At 71.6% G+C, this 15,518-nt stretch carries 16 protein-coding genes; 13 read left to right on the forward strand and 3 right to left on the reverse strand.

Annotation, left to right across the window (positions count from 1 at the left end; translation table 11 throughout):
- Positions 1-34: 34 nt before the first annotated feature.
- Both AC08OU_RS13595 and AC08OU_RS13600 read right to left on the reverse strand, forming a co-directional pair.
- Positions 35-1,321 (reverse strand): cytochrome P450, encoded by a 1,287-nt coding sequence (locus AC08OU_RS13595; protein ID WP_476605042.1) that lies wholly within the window; start codon positions 1,319-1,321, stop codon positions 35-37.
- Between the two features lie 44 nt (positions 1,322-1,365).
- The gene (locus AC08OU_RS13600) at positions 1,366-2,577 is read right to left on the reverse strand and encodes a cytochrome P450 (protein ID WP_476605043.1); all 1,212 of its coding nucleotides are present in this window, start codon (positions 2,575-2,577) and stop codon (positions 1,366-1,368) included.
- 238 nt (positions 2,578-2,815) lie between these two features.
- Here AC08OU_RS13600 and AC08OU_RS13605 point away from each other — a divergent pair, with 238 nt between their 5' ends.
- Positions 2,816-3,658: a class I SAM-dependent methyltransferase gene (locus tag AC08OU_RS13605; protein ID WP_476605044.1), complete on the forward strand. Its 843-nt coding sequence runs from the start codon at positions 2,816-2,818 to the stop codon at positions 3,656-3,658.
- Positions 3,659-3,948: 290 nt separating this feature from the next.
- Positions 3,949-4,545 (forward strand): TMEM165/GDT1 family protein, encoded by a 597-nt coding sequence (locus tag AC08OU_RS13610; RefSeq protein ID WP_476605045.1) that lies wholly within the window; start codon positions 3,949-3,951, stop codon positions 4,543-4,545.
- 218 nt (positions 4,546-4,763) lie between these two features.
- On the opposite strand, the gene AC08OU_RS13615 is transcribed toward AC08OU_RS13610, so the two are convergent.
- On the reverse strand, positions 4,764-5,552 hold the full coding sequence (locus AC08OU_RS13615; RefSeq protein ID WP_462187720.1) for a dienelactone hydrolase family protein: 789 nt from the start codon (positions 5,550-5,552) through the stop codon (positions 4,764-4,766).
- Positions 5,553-5,853: 301 nt separating this feature from the next.
- Between AC08OU_RS13615 and AC08OU_RS13620 the strand changes: the two genes are divergently transcribed.
- The 11 genes from AC08OU_RS13620 to AC08OU_RS13670 form a co-directional block, all read left to right on the forward strand.
- The gene (locus tag AC08OU_RS13620) at positions 5,854-7,071 is read left to right on the forward strand and encodes a hypothetical protein (protein ID WP_476605046.1); all 1,218 of its coding nucleotides are present in this window, start codon (positions 5,854-5,856) and stop codon (positions 7,069-7,071) included.
- 10 nt (positions 7,072-7,081) lie between these two features.
- Complete coding sequence (pafA, locus tag AC08OU_RS13625; protein WP_462187718.1) at positions 7,082-8,440, forward strand: Pup--protein ligase; 1,359 nt, start codon at positions 7,082-7,084, stop codon at positions 8,438-8,440.
- A gap of 14 nt (positions 8,441-8,454) precedes the next feature.
- Entirely contained in the window at positions 8,455-9,126 is a 672-nt protein-coding gene (locus AC08OU_RS13630; protein ID WP_476605047.1) for an FKBP-type peptidyl-prolyl cis-trans isomerase, read from the forward strand.
- Positions 9,127-9,295: 169 nt separating this feature from the next.
- A complete protein-coding gene (locus AC08OU_RS13635; RefSeq protein ID WP_476605048.1) occupies positions 9,296-9,772 on the forward strand; it encodes a helix-turn-helix transcriptional regulator in 477 nt (158 codons plus the stop codon).
- Positions 9,660-10,352, forward strand: coding sequence for a WYL domain-containing protein (locus AC08OU_RS13640; protein ID WP_476605049.1), 693 nt, complete (start codon positions 9,660-9,662; stop codon positions 10,350-10,352). The genes AC08OU_RS13635 and AC08OU_RS13640 overlap by 113 nt, the downstream gene beginning before the upstream one ends.
- A 55-nt stretch (positions 10,353-10,407) precedes the next feature.
- The gene (locus AC08OU_RS13645) at positions 10,408-10,905 is read left to right on the forward strand and encodes a hypothetical protein (RefSeq protein ID WP_476605050.1); all 498 of its coding nucleotides are present in this window, start codon (positions 10,408-10,410) and stop codon (positions 10,903-10,905) included.
- Positions 10,833-11,375: a helix-turn-helix transcriptional regulator gene (locus AC08OU_RS13650; protein ID WP_476605051.1), complete on the forward strand. Its 543-nt coding sequence runs from the start codon at positions 10,833-10,835 to the stop codon at positions 11,373-11,375. The genes AC08OU_RS13645 and AC08OU_RS13650 overlap by 73 nt, the downstream gene beginning before the upstream one ends.
- Before the next feature lie 4 nt (positions 11,376-11,379).
- Positions 11,380-11,601: a hypothetical protein gene (locus tag AC08OU_RS13655; protein ID WP_476600806.1), complete on the forward strand. Its 222-nt coding sequence runs from the start codon at positions 11,380-11,382 to the stop codon at positions 11,599-11,601.
- 336 nt (positions 11,602-11,937) lie between these two features.
- Positions 11,938-12,243, forward strand: a complete 306-nt coding sequence (tatA, locus tag AC08OU_RS13660) for a Sec-independent protein translocase subunit TatA (protein ID WP_476600808.1) — start codon at positions 11,938-11,940, stop codon at positions 12,241-12,243.
- A gap of 76 nt (positions 12,244-12,319) precedes the next feature.
- Positions 12,320-13,369 carry a twin-arginine translocase subunit TatC gene (tatC, locus tag AC08OU_RS13665; RefSeq protein ID WP_476600810.1) on the forward strand — a complete coding sequence of 350 codons (1,050 nt, stop codon included), beginning with the start codon at positions 12,320-12,322 and terminating at the stop codon, positions 13,367-13,369.
- A 106-nt stretch (positions 13,370-13,475) separates the two neighbouring features.
- Positions 13,476-15,518: DEAD/DEAH box helicase (locus tag AC08OU_RS13670; RefSeq protein ID WP_476605052.1), on the forward strand; the 2,043-nt coding region annotated here is incomplete at its 3' end.

The raw sequence follows: 15,518 nt of genomic DNA on the forward strand, positions 1-15,518 counted from the left end.
TCCGCTTCACCCTCACCGGCGAGCACCTCGTGGCCTACGTCGGCACCTGACCGAGGACACCGGCGTGCTGTTCGAAGCGGACCGGGAAGCTGGCGATGCCGCGCAGGACGAGGTTCCTACGGTAGGCGAGGTCGTCCGTGAGCGGCGTCATCGTGATCCCTCTCCGGATGAGCTCGTGCAGCACCATCTCCATCTCCAGGCGGGCGAGCGGCGCGCCGAGGCAGTAGTGGATGCCGAGGCTGAACGTGAGATGACGCTTCGCGGGCGTCTGGCCCGCGTACCGGGTGATGTCGAACCGCTCGGCGTCAGGGAACGCCGCCGGATCCCGGTTGGCCGAGCCGAAGAGCAACACGACGCCGTCACCGGCCTGGAACGTGTGCCCGGCGAGTTCCGTCCGCTGGTGGGCGAGGCGGGTGGTCATGTGCACCGGCGAGTCGTAACGCAGCATCTCCTCGACGGCGGGCTCTGCCAGCCGCGGGGTGGATCGGAGCAAGGCGTACTGGTCGGGGTGGCGGATCAACGCCAGGATGCCGTTGGCGACCAGGTTGACACTTGTCTCGTGCCCGGCTACCAGCAGCGTGACGCAGGTCGCGAGCATCTCGTTCTCGGTCAGGACGTCGCCCTGCTCCTCGACGGCGGCGAGCTCGCTGATCAGGTCATCGGCCGGTTCGGCGCGACGCCGGGTGATGAGGGCACGGAAGTAGGCCACGAAGTCGCGGGCGGCCTGGGAGCGTGCGTCACGTTCCTCGGGCAAGAGGAGCGGGTCGGGGTCGAACCCGCGGGCGAGCGCCCCCGACCATCGCTGAAGGTCCGGATGGTCCTCGGCCGGCGCGCCGAGCAGCTCGGCGATGATGGTGAGCGGCAACGGGTAGGCCAACGCGGTAATCACGTCGACCTCGCGGGCCTCGACGATCGCGTCGAACAGGTCCGTGACGAGTTGCTCGATGCGGGGCCGCAGGTTGGCCACCGTGCGCGGGGTGAACGCCTTGCTGACCAGCCCGCGCAGCCGGGTGTGGTCGGGCGGGTCCATCCAGAGGAACGAGGTCGGCAAGTCAAGGGTGTCGACGCCGGGATGGAACAATTCGGCCTCGTGGGCGTGACTCCAGGTGTTGTCCTGGAGAACGGTCGCGCAGCCCTGGTAGCGGGTCACCAGGTGTACGCCCAGCGGAGTGGGAAAAAGCGGTTCGGCCTCGCGGGCTGCGGCGTACCGGGGATAAGGGTTGGGCCAGTGCTCGGGATCGAACGCATCGAAGACGACCCGCGGTACGCCGGCGCGAGGGGCGGTGACGTCCGGTTCGGCACCCGTTTCGTTCACGCTCATTGGTCTCCCTGGAATGCGGTGGGCCGGGCGTCGTGGGCGGTCGGTCAATCCCGAAGGCGGACCGGAAGGGTGTCCAGCCCGTGGATGGCGACCGTGTTGCGCCAGACGGGTTCATCGGTCAGTGACAGCCCGGGGGCGCGGCGCAGGAGGGTGTCCACGGCGATCTGAGTCTCCAGCCGGCCGAGATGCGCGCCGAGGCAGTAGTGGAGCCCCTCGCTGAACGAGAGGTGGCGCGGCGCGGGGGTGCGGCCGGCGAACCGGGTGATGTCCAGACGCTCCGGATCGGTGTACACGGCGGGGTCGCGGTTGGCGGCGGCGGTCAGGATGACGATGCCGTCCCCCCGCGCGAACGTATGCCCGGCCAGCTCCCGTTCCGCCAACGCGACCCGGTGGGTGAACTGCACGGGCGGCTCGTAGCGGAGCAACTCGTCAACGGCGGGCGCCGCGAGATCGGGATCGGCAAGCCAGAGCGCGATCTGGTCGGGGTTGCGCACCATGGCCACGACACCCTTGCCGATCAGGTCGGAGACGGTCTCGTATCCCCCGATCAGCAACCCCACGGACAGCCCGAGTGCCTCCCGGCCGCTCAGCTCGCCGCGGTCCTCGGCCGCGCACATCCCGCTCAGCATGTCGTCGCGAGGATCCTCGCGCCGCTGCGCGAGTAGCGCCGCGAAGTACGCCTCGAACTCCCGCATGGCCTCCGGCCTGCGCGCCAGGCTCTCGGGCGACTGCAGGACGTCCGGATCCGTGCCGCGGACGATCTCCAGCGACCACTTCTGGACCGCGGGGTAGTCCTCGGGCGGGATGCCAAACATGTCGCCGATGAGGGTGAGCGGCAGTGGCTGCGCGAACGCCTCCATCAGGTCAACCTCGCCGGCCTCGATCGCCGCGTCGAGCAGCGCGTTGACGAGATCTTCGATCCGCTGCCGGAGCCCCTCGGTGCTGCGCGGGACGAACGCCCGTTTGACCAGCCCGCGTAGCCGAGTGTGGTCCGGCGGGTCCATCCGCAGCATCGACCCCGGCACGTCGTCGGGAGCCACTCCTGGACGGAAGGGGTTGATGCCCTCCTCGTAGCCGTGGCCCCACAGCGCGTCCGTGAAAACCGCCGAGCACTCCTCGTAGCGTGTCGCCATGAGAATACCCGGACTGATCGGGTACAGTGCGGCGAAATCGCGGACGGCCGCGTACCGCGGGTAGGGGTTGGATCGGTGCATGGGGTGAAAGGCGTCGAAGACAACCTGCGGCGCAGTGGACACGTCCACGCCCCTCTCTCGGCACGGGTGCCACAAAATCATCTCGCTGGAGTTCCGTTGATTACAGTGCCGTTGATGACAGCCTCTGCCGACTACCACGAGATGAACATTCTTCGAACCGATTCGGTCGCGATGTCGATGGAATGCTCACATAAACGCCCCGTGCGCCGCAAGGTCGTCTATGACTCGATAGGAGAAACGGATCGCCGGTGTAAACACCCGGCGAGGCGAGGAATAATCCGTGTCGGAGTCCCAGCGGACGTCGATCGACGCCATATGCGACCATGGGGGCACTGATTTGTCCACCTACGTGTTGGACCAGGGGCATCCGGACGAGCGCACCCGCCTCGAAGCGATGGCGCAGCTGTGGGACCCGGGCACCATGCGGCTCGTGGCGGCCCTGGGTATCGGCGCTGGGCATCACTGCCTCGAGGTCGGCGCGGGCACCGGCTCGGTCGCCCGGGCCCTGGCCGAGGTCGTCGGCCCCGCGGGGCACGTCCTCGCGGTGGACCGCGACATCCGCTTCCTCGACCGGCTACCGGAGCCGGTCGAGGTCCGGCGCATGGACGTGATGGTCGACGATCTTCCGCACGCGCGGTTCGACCTGGTCCACGCCCGGCTCCTGATCGCACACCTCCACCCCCATCGGCGTGCGCTCCAACGGCTCGCGGCGGCGGTCGCACCAGGCGGCTGGCTTCTGATCGAGGAGGTCGATTGGACCTGCGCCGACCTGGTCGTCCCGGAGGCGCCGATACACACCGCCATGGTCCGCGCGCTGCAAGGGCTCATAGGCGAGGGTGGCGGGTTTGACGCGACCTATGGCCGCCGACTCCTCGGCGATGTGCTCAGCCTGGACCTCACCGACGAGTCCGCGCAGTACCACGGCGTTCAGTCCCGCGGCACCGGCGAGTCGTGGCTCGCCTGGCAGCTCCTCGTGGAGCGGTTCCAGGAGAGCTTCATTGAAGCCGGACTGCTGACCCGGGACGAGGTGGACCAGTGGTGGTCCCTCAGCCGCGACGAGAACAACCTCCTCATCAGCGCGGCGATGTTCGCCGCCTGGGCCCGGCGGTCCTGCCAGACATGATCGCTGATGGGTCTCCGGGCCGTCCGCCCGCCGGTCGTCGCGAGGTGTACCGGATCACCGCAGCCGCGTAGCGACCGGACGGATGGTGATTTCGGGACCCCGAACCAAGATTGTCAGCCCTAGCTGGCAAACGGTTCTTGTGCTGCCGCGTCCCCGCGGGGGCGTGTTTCGCGGTTCGTGAAGTCCGCGGGCCGGGTAGGGTGCCGTTCGACCAGGCAGGAGCCTTCGAAGGGGCTCATCACACGCCGCCCTGCCGGGGTGGGCTGGCCCCGGGCCGGCGGGGGCTCGCCGTGGACAATATCATCATTGCAGCGACCGCCTTCGCTGTGGTCTTCCCGGCCGAGCTGCCGGACAAGACGTTCGTGGCGGCACTCGTTCTGGGTGCCCGCTACCGGCCGCTGCCGGTTCTCGCTGGGATTTGGGCAGCGTTCGCAGTGCACGTCGGCGTCGCCACCGCCGTCGGCGGCTTGGTCGCGGCGCTGCCCCGAAGGGCTGTCGAGTTGGTCGCCGGGGCGCTGTTCTTCGTCGGTGCGGTCCTCCTCCTGCGTTCCCACCCCGCCGACCCCGCCGAACTGGAGGGGCACAAGGCCGCCGGCGTCGAGGGACCCGCCGCGAGACGCGTATGGGCCGAGGCGTTCGGTGTTGTCCTCGTCGCCGAGTTCGGTGATCTCACCCAAATTCTCACCGCCACCCTCGCGGCCCGCTACCACCGCCCGATTCCCGTCGGCGTCGGCGCGTTGCTGGCCCTGTGCACCGTCACTGGGCTGGCTGTCGCCTTTGGCCACTTCCTGCTGCGGGTCGCTCCGCTGCGCCGGGTCCAGCAGTTCGCCGCCCTCGTTCTGCTCGGCCTTTCCATCTCCACTATGGTGGACGTCCTGCGCGGGTAAGGGAGATCCCTGGTCGGCGGCCGACACGCCGCCTGCGTGCGCGGGCTCCGGTCGGCGGTGCGCCCAGGCCCACTGGTCGCGAGCCGGTGGCACCGCAACTCAGCGTGGTGGCGGTGCGGGGGACCGGGTCGGAAGCCGACCGGAGTGACCTCTGGGCGCCGTGCGGGTGATGCTCGCGATGTCGATGGTGGCGATCTTCGATTGGCCGGCCGGGCGCCTCAGCGGGGGCGGACGTGCCGGTCGAGGAAGGCGAGTGCCCGTGACCAGGCGTCGGCCGCGGCGACCGGGCGGTAGACCGCCTCCCGGTCGTCGCTGTGGAAGGCGTGGCCGGCCCCGGCGTAGCTGACCAGCTCCGTCGGGGCGCCCGAGCGTGCGGCCGCGGCCCGTAGGGCGGCGATCTCGTCGGTGGAGATCAGGGCGTCTTCCTCGCCGTAGAGGCCGAGCCACGGCCCGCGCAACGACGGTGCCGCCTCCACCAAGGCGGGGATGCCGGGCCAGTACGGTGTGCTGACCCCGCCGCCGTAGAACGACACCGCCGCGGCGAGGGGGTGCCGGGTGGCGGTGTGCAGCGCGACCGTGCCACCCATGCAGAAGCCGATGACTGCGCTCCGCTCGGCGGGGAAGCCCGCGTCGAGGAGGTGCCCGAGCGCCGCGTCGATGTCGGCGTCGATGCCCGCGCCGGACAGGGTGCCCATCGTCGACGTGGCCGCGGCCCAGCCGTCGGCCGGGTCCACCTCGTCCAGCCCGTCGCGGTGATACAGGTGCGGGGCCACGGCGAGCCAGCCGGCACCGGCGAGCCGGTCGCAGACGGAGACCAGGTACGGCGTGATGCCTCGGGCGTCCTGGACGACGACCATGCCGCCGCGCGGCGGGTCCTCCGCGGCCGGGGCGAGGACTGTGAGCGGCAGCCCGCCGCGGCCGCGGACGACCTGCGCCCGCAGCCGGGCCCTGTCTTCGCCGTGATGTCGTGTTCGATGGGACGTCGCGTCGTTCGTTCCGGTTGCCATGGCGCCATCCTTTCCGCCGGCGAGCCTTCCCGCCCGATCCGCCTGTCCTGCCCATGGTCCGTCGACCACCTGGTGTCTGGAACCGCCGCGGACCGGCGGGTTCACCCGGACACGCCGGGCCGCGACACGCCACCAGACAGGCCTCGACAGCATGAAGGCGTCACGCTACTCCTTGTAGTGGCCTGGCGGGTGTCGCTGGACGGAGGGAGGACGCGGTGAGGCAACCACTGCCGAGGGTGGCGGCGACCTGGGGGAGCGCGGTGGACCCGGCGCACGTCGACCGGACCGTCGGAGCCCTCCTGTGGTGAGCGGGGGACGGCATCGTGGCGGCGGCGAACATGATCCTCTTCCGGGACGGCGCCCCCAGCCGGGACACTCGGCGCCGTCGCCCCCACTGGCCTCGGGCGAGACCGGCCTGCCCGGCTTGCCCGGCTTGCCCGGCCTGCCCGATCCGGCCGATCCGGCTGATCCGGCCGGACGGGCGTGGGCCCGGCTCGGCGGCGTCGACGGGCTCGGCACGCCCGGTGCCCGGCGGATCGCCGTCATCACCGTCGGCATGGCCCTGCTGATGGGCGTCCTGGTCTGGCTGTACGGAACGTCCGTCACCAGCCTGCGCCCCCGGGACCTGCCGATCCTCACCGTGGGCCCGGCACCCGCGGCGACCGCGCTCGCCGACCAGATCAGCCGGGTGGAGCCGGGCGCCCTCACGGTGCGCACGGTGCCGACGGTGGCCGCCGCCGACCGTGCGCTGCGCGAGCGTGACGCCTACGCCGCGATCGTCATCGGCGGCAACGGCCTGACCCTGCGGGTCGCCTCCGCGGCGAGCCCGGCGGTCACCGAGGCGCTGACCCGGGGCATCCGGGTGTTCATGCCAGGTCTGGAGATCCCGGTGGTCGACGTGGTGGCCAACGCGCCACGGGACCAGACCGGCGGCGGGCTGGCGGCCGGTTACCTCCCGTTGACGCTGGTGATCACCGCGGCCGGCGTGCTGCTGGCGCGGATGGTGGGGTCGCGGGTGATCCGGCTCGCCGGGCTCGCCGCGCTCGCGGTGCTCTCCGGCTTCGCCGGGGCCGTCGCGCTGCAGGGGGCGTTGGACGTCCTGCCCGGGGAGTTCCTGACGACTATGGCGGTCGTGACGTTGCTGGCGCTGGCCGTCGCCGGGCCGGTCCTGGGACTCGGTGCGGTCGCGGGCGTGCCGGGTCTCGTCGCCGCGGTGCTGGTTCTGGTCGCTGGTGCCGCCCTGTCGGCGGCGGCCTCCGCACCGGAGATGCTGCCACAGCCCTGGGGCGACATCGGCCAGTTCGCGCCGCCGGGGGCGGGTGCCACGCTGCTGCGCTCGACGGCCTACTTCGACGGTGCCGGCGGTGGCCGTCCGGTACTGGTCCTCGCCGGCTGGTTCGTCGTCGGGCTGGGCCTGGCGGTCGTCGGTCGGCCCGTCCGTCCACAGGAGGGGCGAATCCGCCTCAGGGTGACATCCGGCCCGAGCGTCCCGGCGCGCCGAGGCGGCATTCGAGCATAGGGTCGCAGACGTGGACCGCCGCATCTTCGGACTGGAGAACGAGTACGGCGTCACCTGCGTGTTCCGGGGACAGCGACGGCTGTCCCCGGACGAGGTGGCACGGTACCTGTTCCGTCGTGTCGTGTCATGGGGACGCAGCAGCAACGTGTTCCTCAAGAACGGCGCCCGCCTCTACCTGGATGTCGGTAGCCATCCGGAGTACGCCACCCCGGAATGCGACTCCGTGCCCGACCTGGTCACCCACGACAAGGCCGGGGAACGCATCCTCGAGGGCCTGCTTGTCGAGGCCGAACGACGGCTGCGCGAGGAGGGCATCGCCGGCGACATCCATCTGTTCAAGAACAACACCGACTCCGCCGGCAACAGCTACGGCTGTCACGAGAACTACCTCGTCGGCCGGCACGGCGAGTTCTCGAAGCTCGCGGACGTGCTGGTGCCGTTCCTGGTCAGCCGGCAGATCCTGTGCGGCGCGGGCAAGGTGCTGCAGACCCCGCGGGGCGCGGTGTACTGCATCTCCCAGCGCGCCGAGCACATCTGGGAGTCGGTGTCCTCGGCGACCACCCGGTCCCGGCCGATCATCAACACCCGTGACGAGCCGCACGCCGACGCCGAGCGGTTCCGGCGGCTGCACGTGATCGTCGGCGACTCGAACATGAGTGAGACGACCATGCTGCTCAAGCTCGGGGCGACCGACCTGGTGCTGCGCATGATCGAAGCCGGCGTGATGCTGCGGGACATGACCCTGGAGAACCCGATCCGGGCGATTCGCGAGGTCAGCCACGACATGACCTGCCAGCGCAGGATCAAGCTGGCCAACGGGCGTGAGGTCAGCGCGCTGGACATCCAGCGGGAGTACTACTCCAAGGCGGTCGAGTTCGTGGAGCGCCGCGGCGGGGACGAGGTCGCCAAGCGGGTGCTCGACCTGTGGGGCCGCACCCTGCTCGCGATCGAGACCGACGACCTCGAGCTCGTCGCCCGTGAGATCGACTGGGTGACGAAGTACGTGCTCATCGAGCGGTTCCGGCACAAGCACGGGCTGTCGCTGGCCTCGCCGCGGGTCGCCGAGCTCGACCTGAAATACCACGACATCCACCGTGACCGGGGCCTGTACTACCGGATGGAACGGGCTGGTCTGGTCGAGCGCGTCACCCGTGACCTCGACGTCTTCGAGGCCAAGTCACGCCCCCCGCAGACCACCCGGGCCCGGCTGCGCGGCGAGTTCATCAAGCGCGCCCAAGAGAAACGCCGGGACTTCACGGTCGACTGGGTCCACCTGAAGCTCAATGATCAGGCTCAGCGTACGGTCCTGTGCAAGGACCCGTTCCGTTCCGTCGACGATCGGGTCGACAAGCTCATCGCCAGTATGTGAGGACTCGAGCCCCTGTGATGTTCGTGCCGCGACGCGCCGGCGTCGTCCTGCTCTTCGCGTCAGCCCGTTCCGGCTCGCGTGGCAGCGGCCGTCGGCCGTCCGCCACCCGCCGGCACCTGCTCGCGGGTGCCGTGCTGCCCGCCGTGCTGCTCGCCCCGCTCCTGGCCGGTTGCGGCGCCTCCGACGCCCCCGACGGCACCAAGGCGGCGCCGGTGCCCTCCCGGACGGCCGTCGACGGCACCTCCGGGCGGGTCCCCGCGGTCGCGGGTGCCACCGACCTGAGCCGCAAGCCGATCTCCGCGGCGGGCCGGGGGACGGCGCCGGCCACGCTGGTCACCACCGATCTCGTGACCGGTCACGGCGCGGTCGCCTCCGCCACCAGCACCGCCACCGTCCGGTACGTGGGCGTGCTCTGGCGCGACGGCAAGGAGTTCGACAGCAGCTGGGCGCGGGGCCAGCCGGCGACCTTCCCGCTGGACGGCACGATCGCCGGCTTCGGGCAGGGCATCGACGGGATGCGCGTCGGCGGCCGCCGCCAGATCATCATCCCGCCCGACCTCGGGTACGGCCCGGTGGGGGGACGTCCGCCGACGATCCTCGCCGACGACACTCTGGTGTTCGTGGTGGACCTGATCGCGGTCGACGGGGCCACGTCGGGCGTCGGGGCCGGCGCCGGCCAGCCGTAGCCCACCGGCCCTCACCCGGCCCGGCCGTGGGTGGCCCGGTGGGCGCGACCGGTGCGCCAGCGGTGGGGCGGGGACGGGGTGGTGCGTGGCCGGTGAACTCCGGCGGCTACCCTTTGCGGGTGTGTCCCGGCGACGGGTGGAGCGGCTCCTCAACCTGACGATGTGCCTGATGGCGACATCGCGCTTCCTCACCGTGTCCCAGATCGGCGAGCTGGTGGAGGGCTACGAGCCCGGGCGCACCGAGGAAGAGCAGGACGCCTTCCGGCGGATGTTCGAGCGGGACAAGGCGTATCTGCGGGAGATCGGCATCCCCCTGGAGACCGGCGCGGACTCGGCGTTCAGCAACGAGATCGGCTACCGTATCCGCCGCGGCGACTACGCGCTGCCCGACATCGCCCTGGAACCGGACGAGGCCGCGGCTTTGGCTGTCGCCGGCTCGCTGTGGTCGAGCACGGCGCTCGTCGGGCCCGCCGCCAGCGCCCTGCGCAAGCTCGCCGCGGGCGGGGCCGCGGTGATGTGGTGGCGGGCTCGGCGTGCTCGACGGCTTCGAACCGCGGGTCGATGCAACCGAGCCGGCCTTCGAGCAGCGCCTCGCGGCGGTCCAGGCCGGTCGGACCATCCGCTTCCCGTACCGGAAGGTCGGTGAGACGGACTCCGCCGACCGGCACGTCGAGCCCTGGGGTGTGCTGTCCTGGCGGGGGCGGTGGTACCTCGCCGGGCACGACCTGCACCGTGGTGCGGCCCGGGTGTTCCGGCTGTCCCGGTTCACCGGCCCGGTGCGCATGGTCGGACCGGCCGGCGCGGTCCAGGTCCCGCCAGGGGTCGACCTGCGGGCGATGGTCTCGGCGCAGGCCCCCCCGGACCGCTTCCGGACCGCCACGCTGGCGGTCCGCCGGGGCAGCGCGCACGCGCTGCGACGGTACGCCCGCCCGGCGGCGTCGCCGTCGCCGGGCGACGCCGATCCGTCGCCGGACACGAATCCACCGCCGGGCATGGATCTGCTGGAGATGGACTTCGCCGACACCGAACAGCTCGCCCGGTGGATCGTCGGATCGGGTCCGGACGTCGTCGTCGTCGACCCACCCGAGCTGCGCGCGGCTGTGGTCGGTCGGCTCCGGGCGGCCATCACGGGCACCGCCGCCACGCTCGCGGGCACCGCCGCCCGCGGCGTGGCGTCCCCACCTGCGGGGGTGCGCCGCGACGAACGCCCGGTGAGCGCCCGATGATCCGTCGTGCGGTGCCCGCCCCGGTTCATCGTCCGGCGCTCGCTCCGGGCACGCGGTGAGCGCCGCCACCGACCGGCTGAGCCGGCTGCTCGCGCTCGTCCCCTGGTTGCGGGCGCATCCCGGGATCTCCCTGACCGAGGCGGCGGTGGCCTTCGGGGTCACCCCCCGCCAGCTGCGCGACGACCTCGACCGGCTGTTCGTCTGCGGCCTGCCCGGCGGCGCGCCCGGGGACCTCATCGACCTGAGCTATTCCGGTGATCAGATCACCGTCGTCGATCCGCAGACTCTCGACCGGCCGCTGCGGCTGTCGGTCGACGAGGCGACGGCCCTGATCGTCGCCGCCCGCGCGCTCGCCGACGTGCCCGGCCTCGCCGGCCGCGAGGCCCTGGACCGGGCGCTGGAGAAGCTGGAGGAGGCGCCGGCACCGCCGCCGTCGGCCAGGTACGCGTCACCCTCGACGTCCACGACGAGGTCCTCGCGGTGGTGCAGCGGGCGCTGCGGGACCGCCGACGGGTGCATCTGCGCTACCTGGTGTGGTCCCGCGACGAGCTGACCGAGCGCGACGTCGACCCGATGCGGGTGCTGGTCCAGGACGGCCGCTGGTACCTGGAGGGATGGTGCCACCGGGCGGAGGCGGTGCGGCTGTTCCGGCTGGACCGCATCGACGGGCCGGGCGGGGTGACGATCCTCGACGCCCCGGCGGTCCCGCCGCCGGGTACGGTGTCCCGCGACACCAGGGAGGGGATCTACCGGCCCGGCCCGGCGGACGTGCGGGTCGTGCTGGAGCTGGCGTCCCCGGCCCGGTGGGTGGCCGACTACTACCCGGTCACCGAGGTGCGCGAGCTGCCCAGCGGACGGCTCGAGGTCACGCTGTACGCCGGGGAGACCTCCTGGCTGCACCGGCTGGTCCTCGGCCTCGGGGCCGACGTGCGGGTGGTCGAGCCGCCGGCGCTCGCCGAGGAGGTGCACGCCTTGGCCCGCCGGGCCCTGCTCGCCTACGGGCTCACGCCGACCGCCGAGTAGGGTGATGGGTGTGCTCTGGGCGCTCCTCTACCTCGTCCTCATCGTCGGCGTGCTCGCCCTGCTGGCGCTCAGTGCGTGGCGGGTGTGGCAGAAGATGCGCGCGGTGCGGGCCGCCACGACGGAGCTGTCCGCGCGGGTCTCGGCCCTGGCCTCGGACACCGCGGCGCTCGCGGCGCGGCTCGACCACGCCGAGGTCAGCGCGCGGCTCGCCGAACGCACGTCCTGACCGGATCTGCTTGACCGGATCCGTGGTCCCCGTGTGATCCGCCGGGAGTGACCGTCGCGTGACGTCGATCGTGCCATATGGTCTTGTGTTGCCACAATCCAGGACTTCCGGCTTGACGAGGTAGCGATCGGTGATGATTTGGGGTTTCTGGTGTCGTTGTGGACACGCTTTGCCCGCCGAGTGCTACGAGCTATCGTGCAGGTTGGCTTCGTTGCGCATCCGTCATCTCCGGGATACCCGCACGCCGTCTATCCCCTCGTAGGCTGGCGGACGTAGCATCGATCGCACCGGTCGTCGGACCGGGCCCGGTACCGCGCTCATCGGAGGACGCCGACCATGCCAAATCTGGGCACCACCGAAATCATCATCATCGCCCTCGTCGTTCTGGTGCTGTTCGGGTCGAAGAAGCTTCCTGACGCCGCGCGTTCCTTCGGTCGTTCGCTGCGCATCTTCAAGGCCGAGACAAAGGGCCTGCGCGAGGATGACCAGCCCGCGCCCGCGGCGCAGCCGGCCCCGTTGTCGATCGAGGCCCGGCCGCCGGTGGCCCAGCCGCAGGCCGCCGCGCCCGGTCAGGTCCCCGCCTCGTCCGTGAATGCCACCGCGTCCGTGAACGGCACCGCCTCGGCCGCCGACCGGGGCTGACCTCACGGCGGTCCCACGGCCTGTCGGGCGTCCGCCGGCGCCCCTTCCTCCTTCCTCTCGACCAGGAGCCGCCGACGTGCCAGGGTTGCCCACGCCGCGAAGGCTCGTCGCATCGGTGAACCACCGCCGCACGCGTACTGTCGAGGACAGTCGCATGCCGCTCACCGAGCATCTGCGTGAGCTGCGCAACCGCGTCGCCATCGCGCTCCTCGCGTTCGCGGTCGCCGGTGTCGTCTGTTTCATCTTCGAGCCGCACATCTTCGACTGGCTCAAGGCGCCGTACTGCGACCTGCCGGCGAGCAAGCGGTTCAGCCCGGATGGCCTGGCAGCGGACGACTGCACCCTGTACTTCTTCGGCATCCTCGACGCGTTCACCATCCGCCTGAAGATCTCTATGATCGCCGCGGCGGTGGTCTCCTCGCCGGTGTGGCTGTATCAGCTCTGGTCCTTCATCACCCCTGGTCTGCACCGTCACGAGCGGCGCTGGTCGCTGACCTTTGTCGGCGTCTCCCTCGCCCTGTTCGCCACCGGCGGGGTCTTCGCCTACCTGACGTTGTCGACCGGGCTGGGTCTGCTGCTCGGCTTCGGCGGCAACGGGCTGGTCAGCGTCCTGGACGGCAACCGGTACCTCAGCTACGTCCAGGCGATGCTGCTGATCTTCGGACTGTCATTCGAGGTTCCGCTGCTCGTCACGATGCTGAATCTGGCCGGGATCATCAGCACCGCCAAGTTGCGGTCCTGGCGGCGGGCCGAGATCTTCCTGGTGTTCGTGTTCGCTGCGATCGTCACCCCCAGCCAGGACCCGTTCACCATGCTCGCGCTGGGCCTGCCCATGGTGGTCCTCTACGAGGTCGCACTGATCATCGGCTGGCTTAACGACCGGCGGGTGGCCCGCCGCGGGGACACCTCCCCGTACACCGACCTGGACGACGACGAGACCTCCCCGCTGGACTTCGACGACGCCCCGCCCCGCTCGGCGGCCTCCGCGGGCCCCGCGGCGACGGCCACGTCGCCCGGCACGGCGGACCCGGCCGGCACCGGGTCGTCGACACCCGTCGGCGCGGGGACGGCCCCCGTCGCCCCGGGCTTCTCGGGTACCGACGTCACCCACGGCGACATCACCTGACGGGCCTACGGCGACATCACCTGATGATCGTCGGTTCCTCCCCGGCCGGTCGGGACCGGCGTAAACCGGTCGGCTGCCGGCCGTCGCGTCCCGTAGGGTGGCTGATGTGTCCTCCACGCCCGAGATTCTTGTGGAGTTCGCCGCTGGCCTCCCCTTCGGGCTCGACCCGTTCCAGTTCGAGGCGGTTGCGGCGCTGGCGGCCGGTGAAGGGGTGCTCGTCGCGGCCCCGACGGGAGCGGGTAAGACGGTCGTCGGCGAGTTCGCCGCCCATCTCGCCCTGCGCACCGGGACGCGTTGCTTCTACACGACGCCGATCAAGGCGCTGTCGAACCAGAAGTACGCCGATCTCGTCTCCCGCTACGGCGCCGCCTCGGTCGGCCTGCTGACCGGGGACACCTCCCGCAACGGCGACGCCCCGATCGTGGTGATGACCACCGAGGTCCTGCGCAACATGCTCTACGCCGGCCCGGCCGACAACGGCCGGCTGGACGACCTCGGCTACGTCGTCATGGACGAGGTGCATTACCTCGCCGACCGCCAGCGCGGCGCCGTGTGGGAGGAGGTCATCATCCATCTGCCGGCGCAGGTCCGGCTGGTTTCCCTGTCCGCGACGGTGAGTAACGCCGAGGAGTTCGCCGAGTGGCTGGTCACGGTGCGCGGCCACACCCGGGTCATCGTCAGCGATCATCGTCCCGTTCCGCTGTGGCAGCATGTGCTCGCTGACCGCACCCTGTACGACCTGTTCCTCGAGGACACTCCTGGCACCCCGCCGCCGGGCGGACCCGCGGCACTCCGTGCCGTCCTGGACGATGATCTCGCCCGGTCGAGGTGGAGCGCCGGGGTCGAGGCCGGGAACGCCGGGGTCGAGGCCGGATTCGAGGTAGCCGGCACCCGGCGCGCCACCATCGGCGATCGGGACCGCGGCGATCGGGACCGCGGGCGGGACCGGGGCGGTAACCGTAACGGCGAACGGGGCCGGGACACCCAGAGGGGTCGCGGTGGCGACCGTGGTCGCAATGGGGGTGCCGGCCGGGCGCCCGTGGCAGACTTCCCCGCGGCCCGTGGTGGTCCGACGGCGGTCGGTGGACGAGTGGTGAACCCGGACCTGCTGCGGCTGGCCCGCGAGGAGAGCCGGGCGCTGTCGGGGGGCTATCCCACGGTCGGCCGCGGCCGGGGGGCGGCCGGCGCGCGCCGGCGGACGTGGGTGCCGGGCCGGCCGGAGGTCGTGGAACGGCTCGACCGCGACGGCCTGCTCCCCGCGATCGTCTTCGTGTTCAGCCGGGCCGGCTGCGATGCGGCGGTCACCTCCTGCGTGCGTGCGGGTCTGCGGCTCGTCGGCCCCGCGGAGCAGCAGCGGATCCGGACCCTGGTCCGGGAACGCACCGCCGGGATCCCCGAGACCGACCTCGCCGTGCTCGACTACTGGGCGTGGCTGGAGGGGCTGGAACGCGGCATCGCCTCCCACCACGCCGGCATGCTGCCAACCTTCAAGGAGATCGTCGAGGAGCTGTTCGTCCAGGGGCTGGTCCGGGTGGTTTTCGCCACGGAGACCCTGGCACTCGGCATCAACATGCCCGCCCGCACGGTCGTGCTGGAGCGGCTGACGAAGTTCAACGGCGAGAGCCGCGTGAACATCACCCCAGGGGAGTACACCCAGCTGACGGGCCGCGCCGGGCGGCGCGGCATCGACGTGGAGGGCCACGCGGTCGTCCTGTGGCAGCCGGGGCTGGACCCGCTCGCGCTCGCGGGGCTGGCCTCCACGCGGACCTATCCGCTGCGCTCGTCGTTCCGGCCGTCGTACAACATGGCCGTCAACCTGGTCGGCAGGCTCGGGCGGGAGCGGGCACGTACCGTGCTGGAGTCGTCGTTCGCGCAGTTCCAGGCCGACCGGGCCGTGGTGGGCCTGGCCCGGGCGGTGCAGCGCAACACCGAGGCGATCGACGCGAAGCGCGAGGCGTTGAGCTGCGACAAGGGTGACATCGGCGAGTACGACCGGTTGCGCCGGGAGATCGCCGAGCGGGAGGCCGCGCTGTCGCGGGAGGGTTCCGCGCGCCGGCGGGCCGAATCCGCGGCGGCGCTCGCCCGGCTGCGGACCGGGGACATCGTGCGGGTGCCCGCCGGGCGGCGCAGCGGGCTCGCCGTCGTGCTC

It is taken from the genome of Frankia sp. CcMO1, from assembly GCF_977945845.1.

Excerpts from the sequence above, each read along its gene's own strand:
- AC08OU_RS13595 (WP_476605042.1), bottom strand. The coding sequence starts at position 1,321 with ATGAGCGTGAACGAAACGGGTGCCGAACCGGACGTCACCGCCCCTCGC.
- tatA (WP_476600808.1), top strand. The coding sequence starts at position 11,938 with ATGCCAAATCTGGGCACCACCGAAATCATCATCATCGCCCTCGTCGTT.
- AC08OU_RS13615 (WP_462187720.1), bottom strand. The coding sequence starts at position 5,552 with ATGGCAACCGGAACGAACGACGCGACGTCCCATCGAACACGACATCAC.
- AC08OU_RS13655 (WP_476600806.1), top strand. The coding sequence starts at position 11,380 with ATGGGTGTGCTCTGGGCGCTCCTCTACCTCGTCCTCATCGTCGGCGTG.
- AC08OU_RS13635 (WP_476605048.1), top strand. The coding sequence starts at position 9,296 with ATGGCGACATCGCGCTTCCTCACCGTGTCCCAGATCGGCGAGCTGGTG.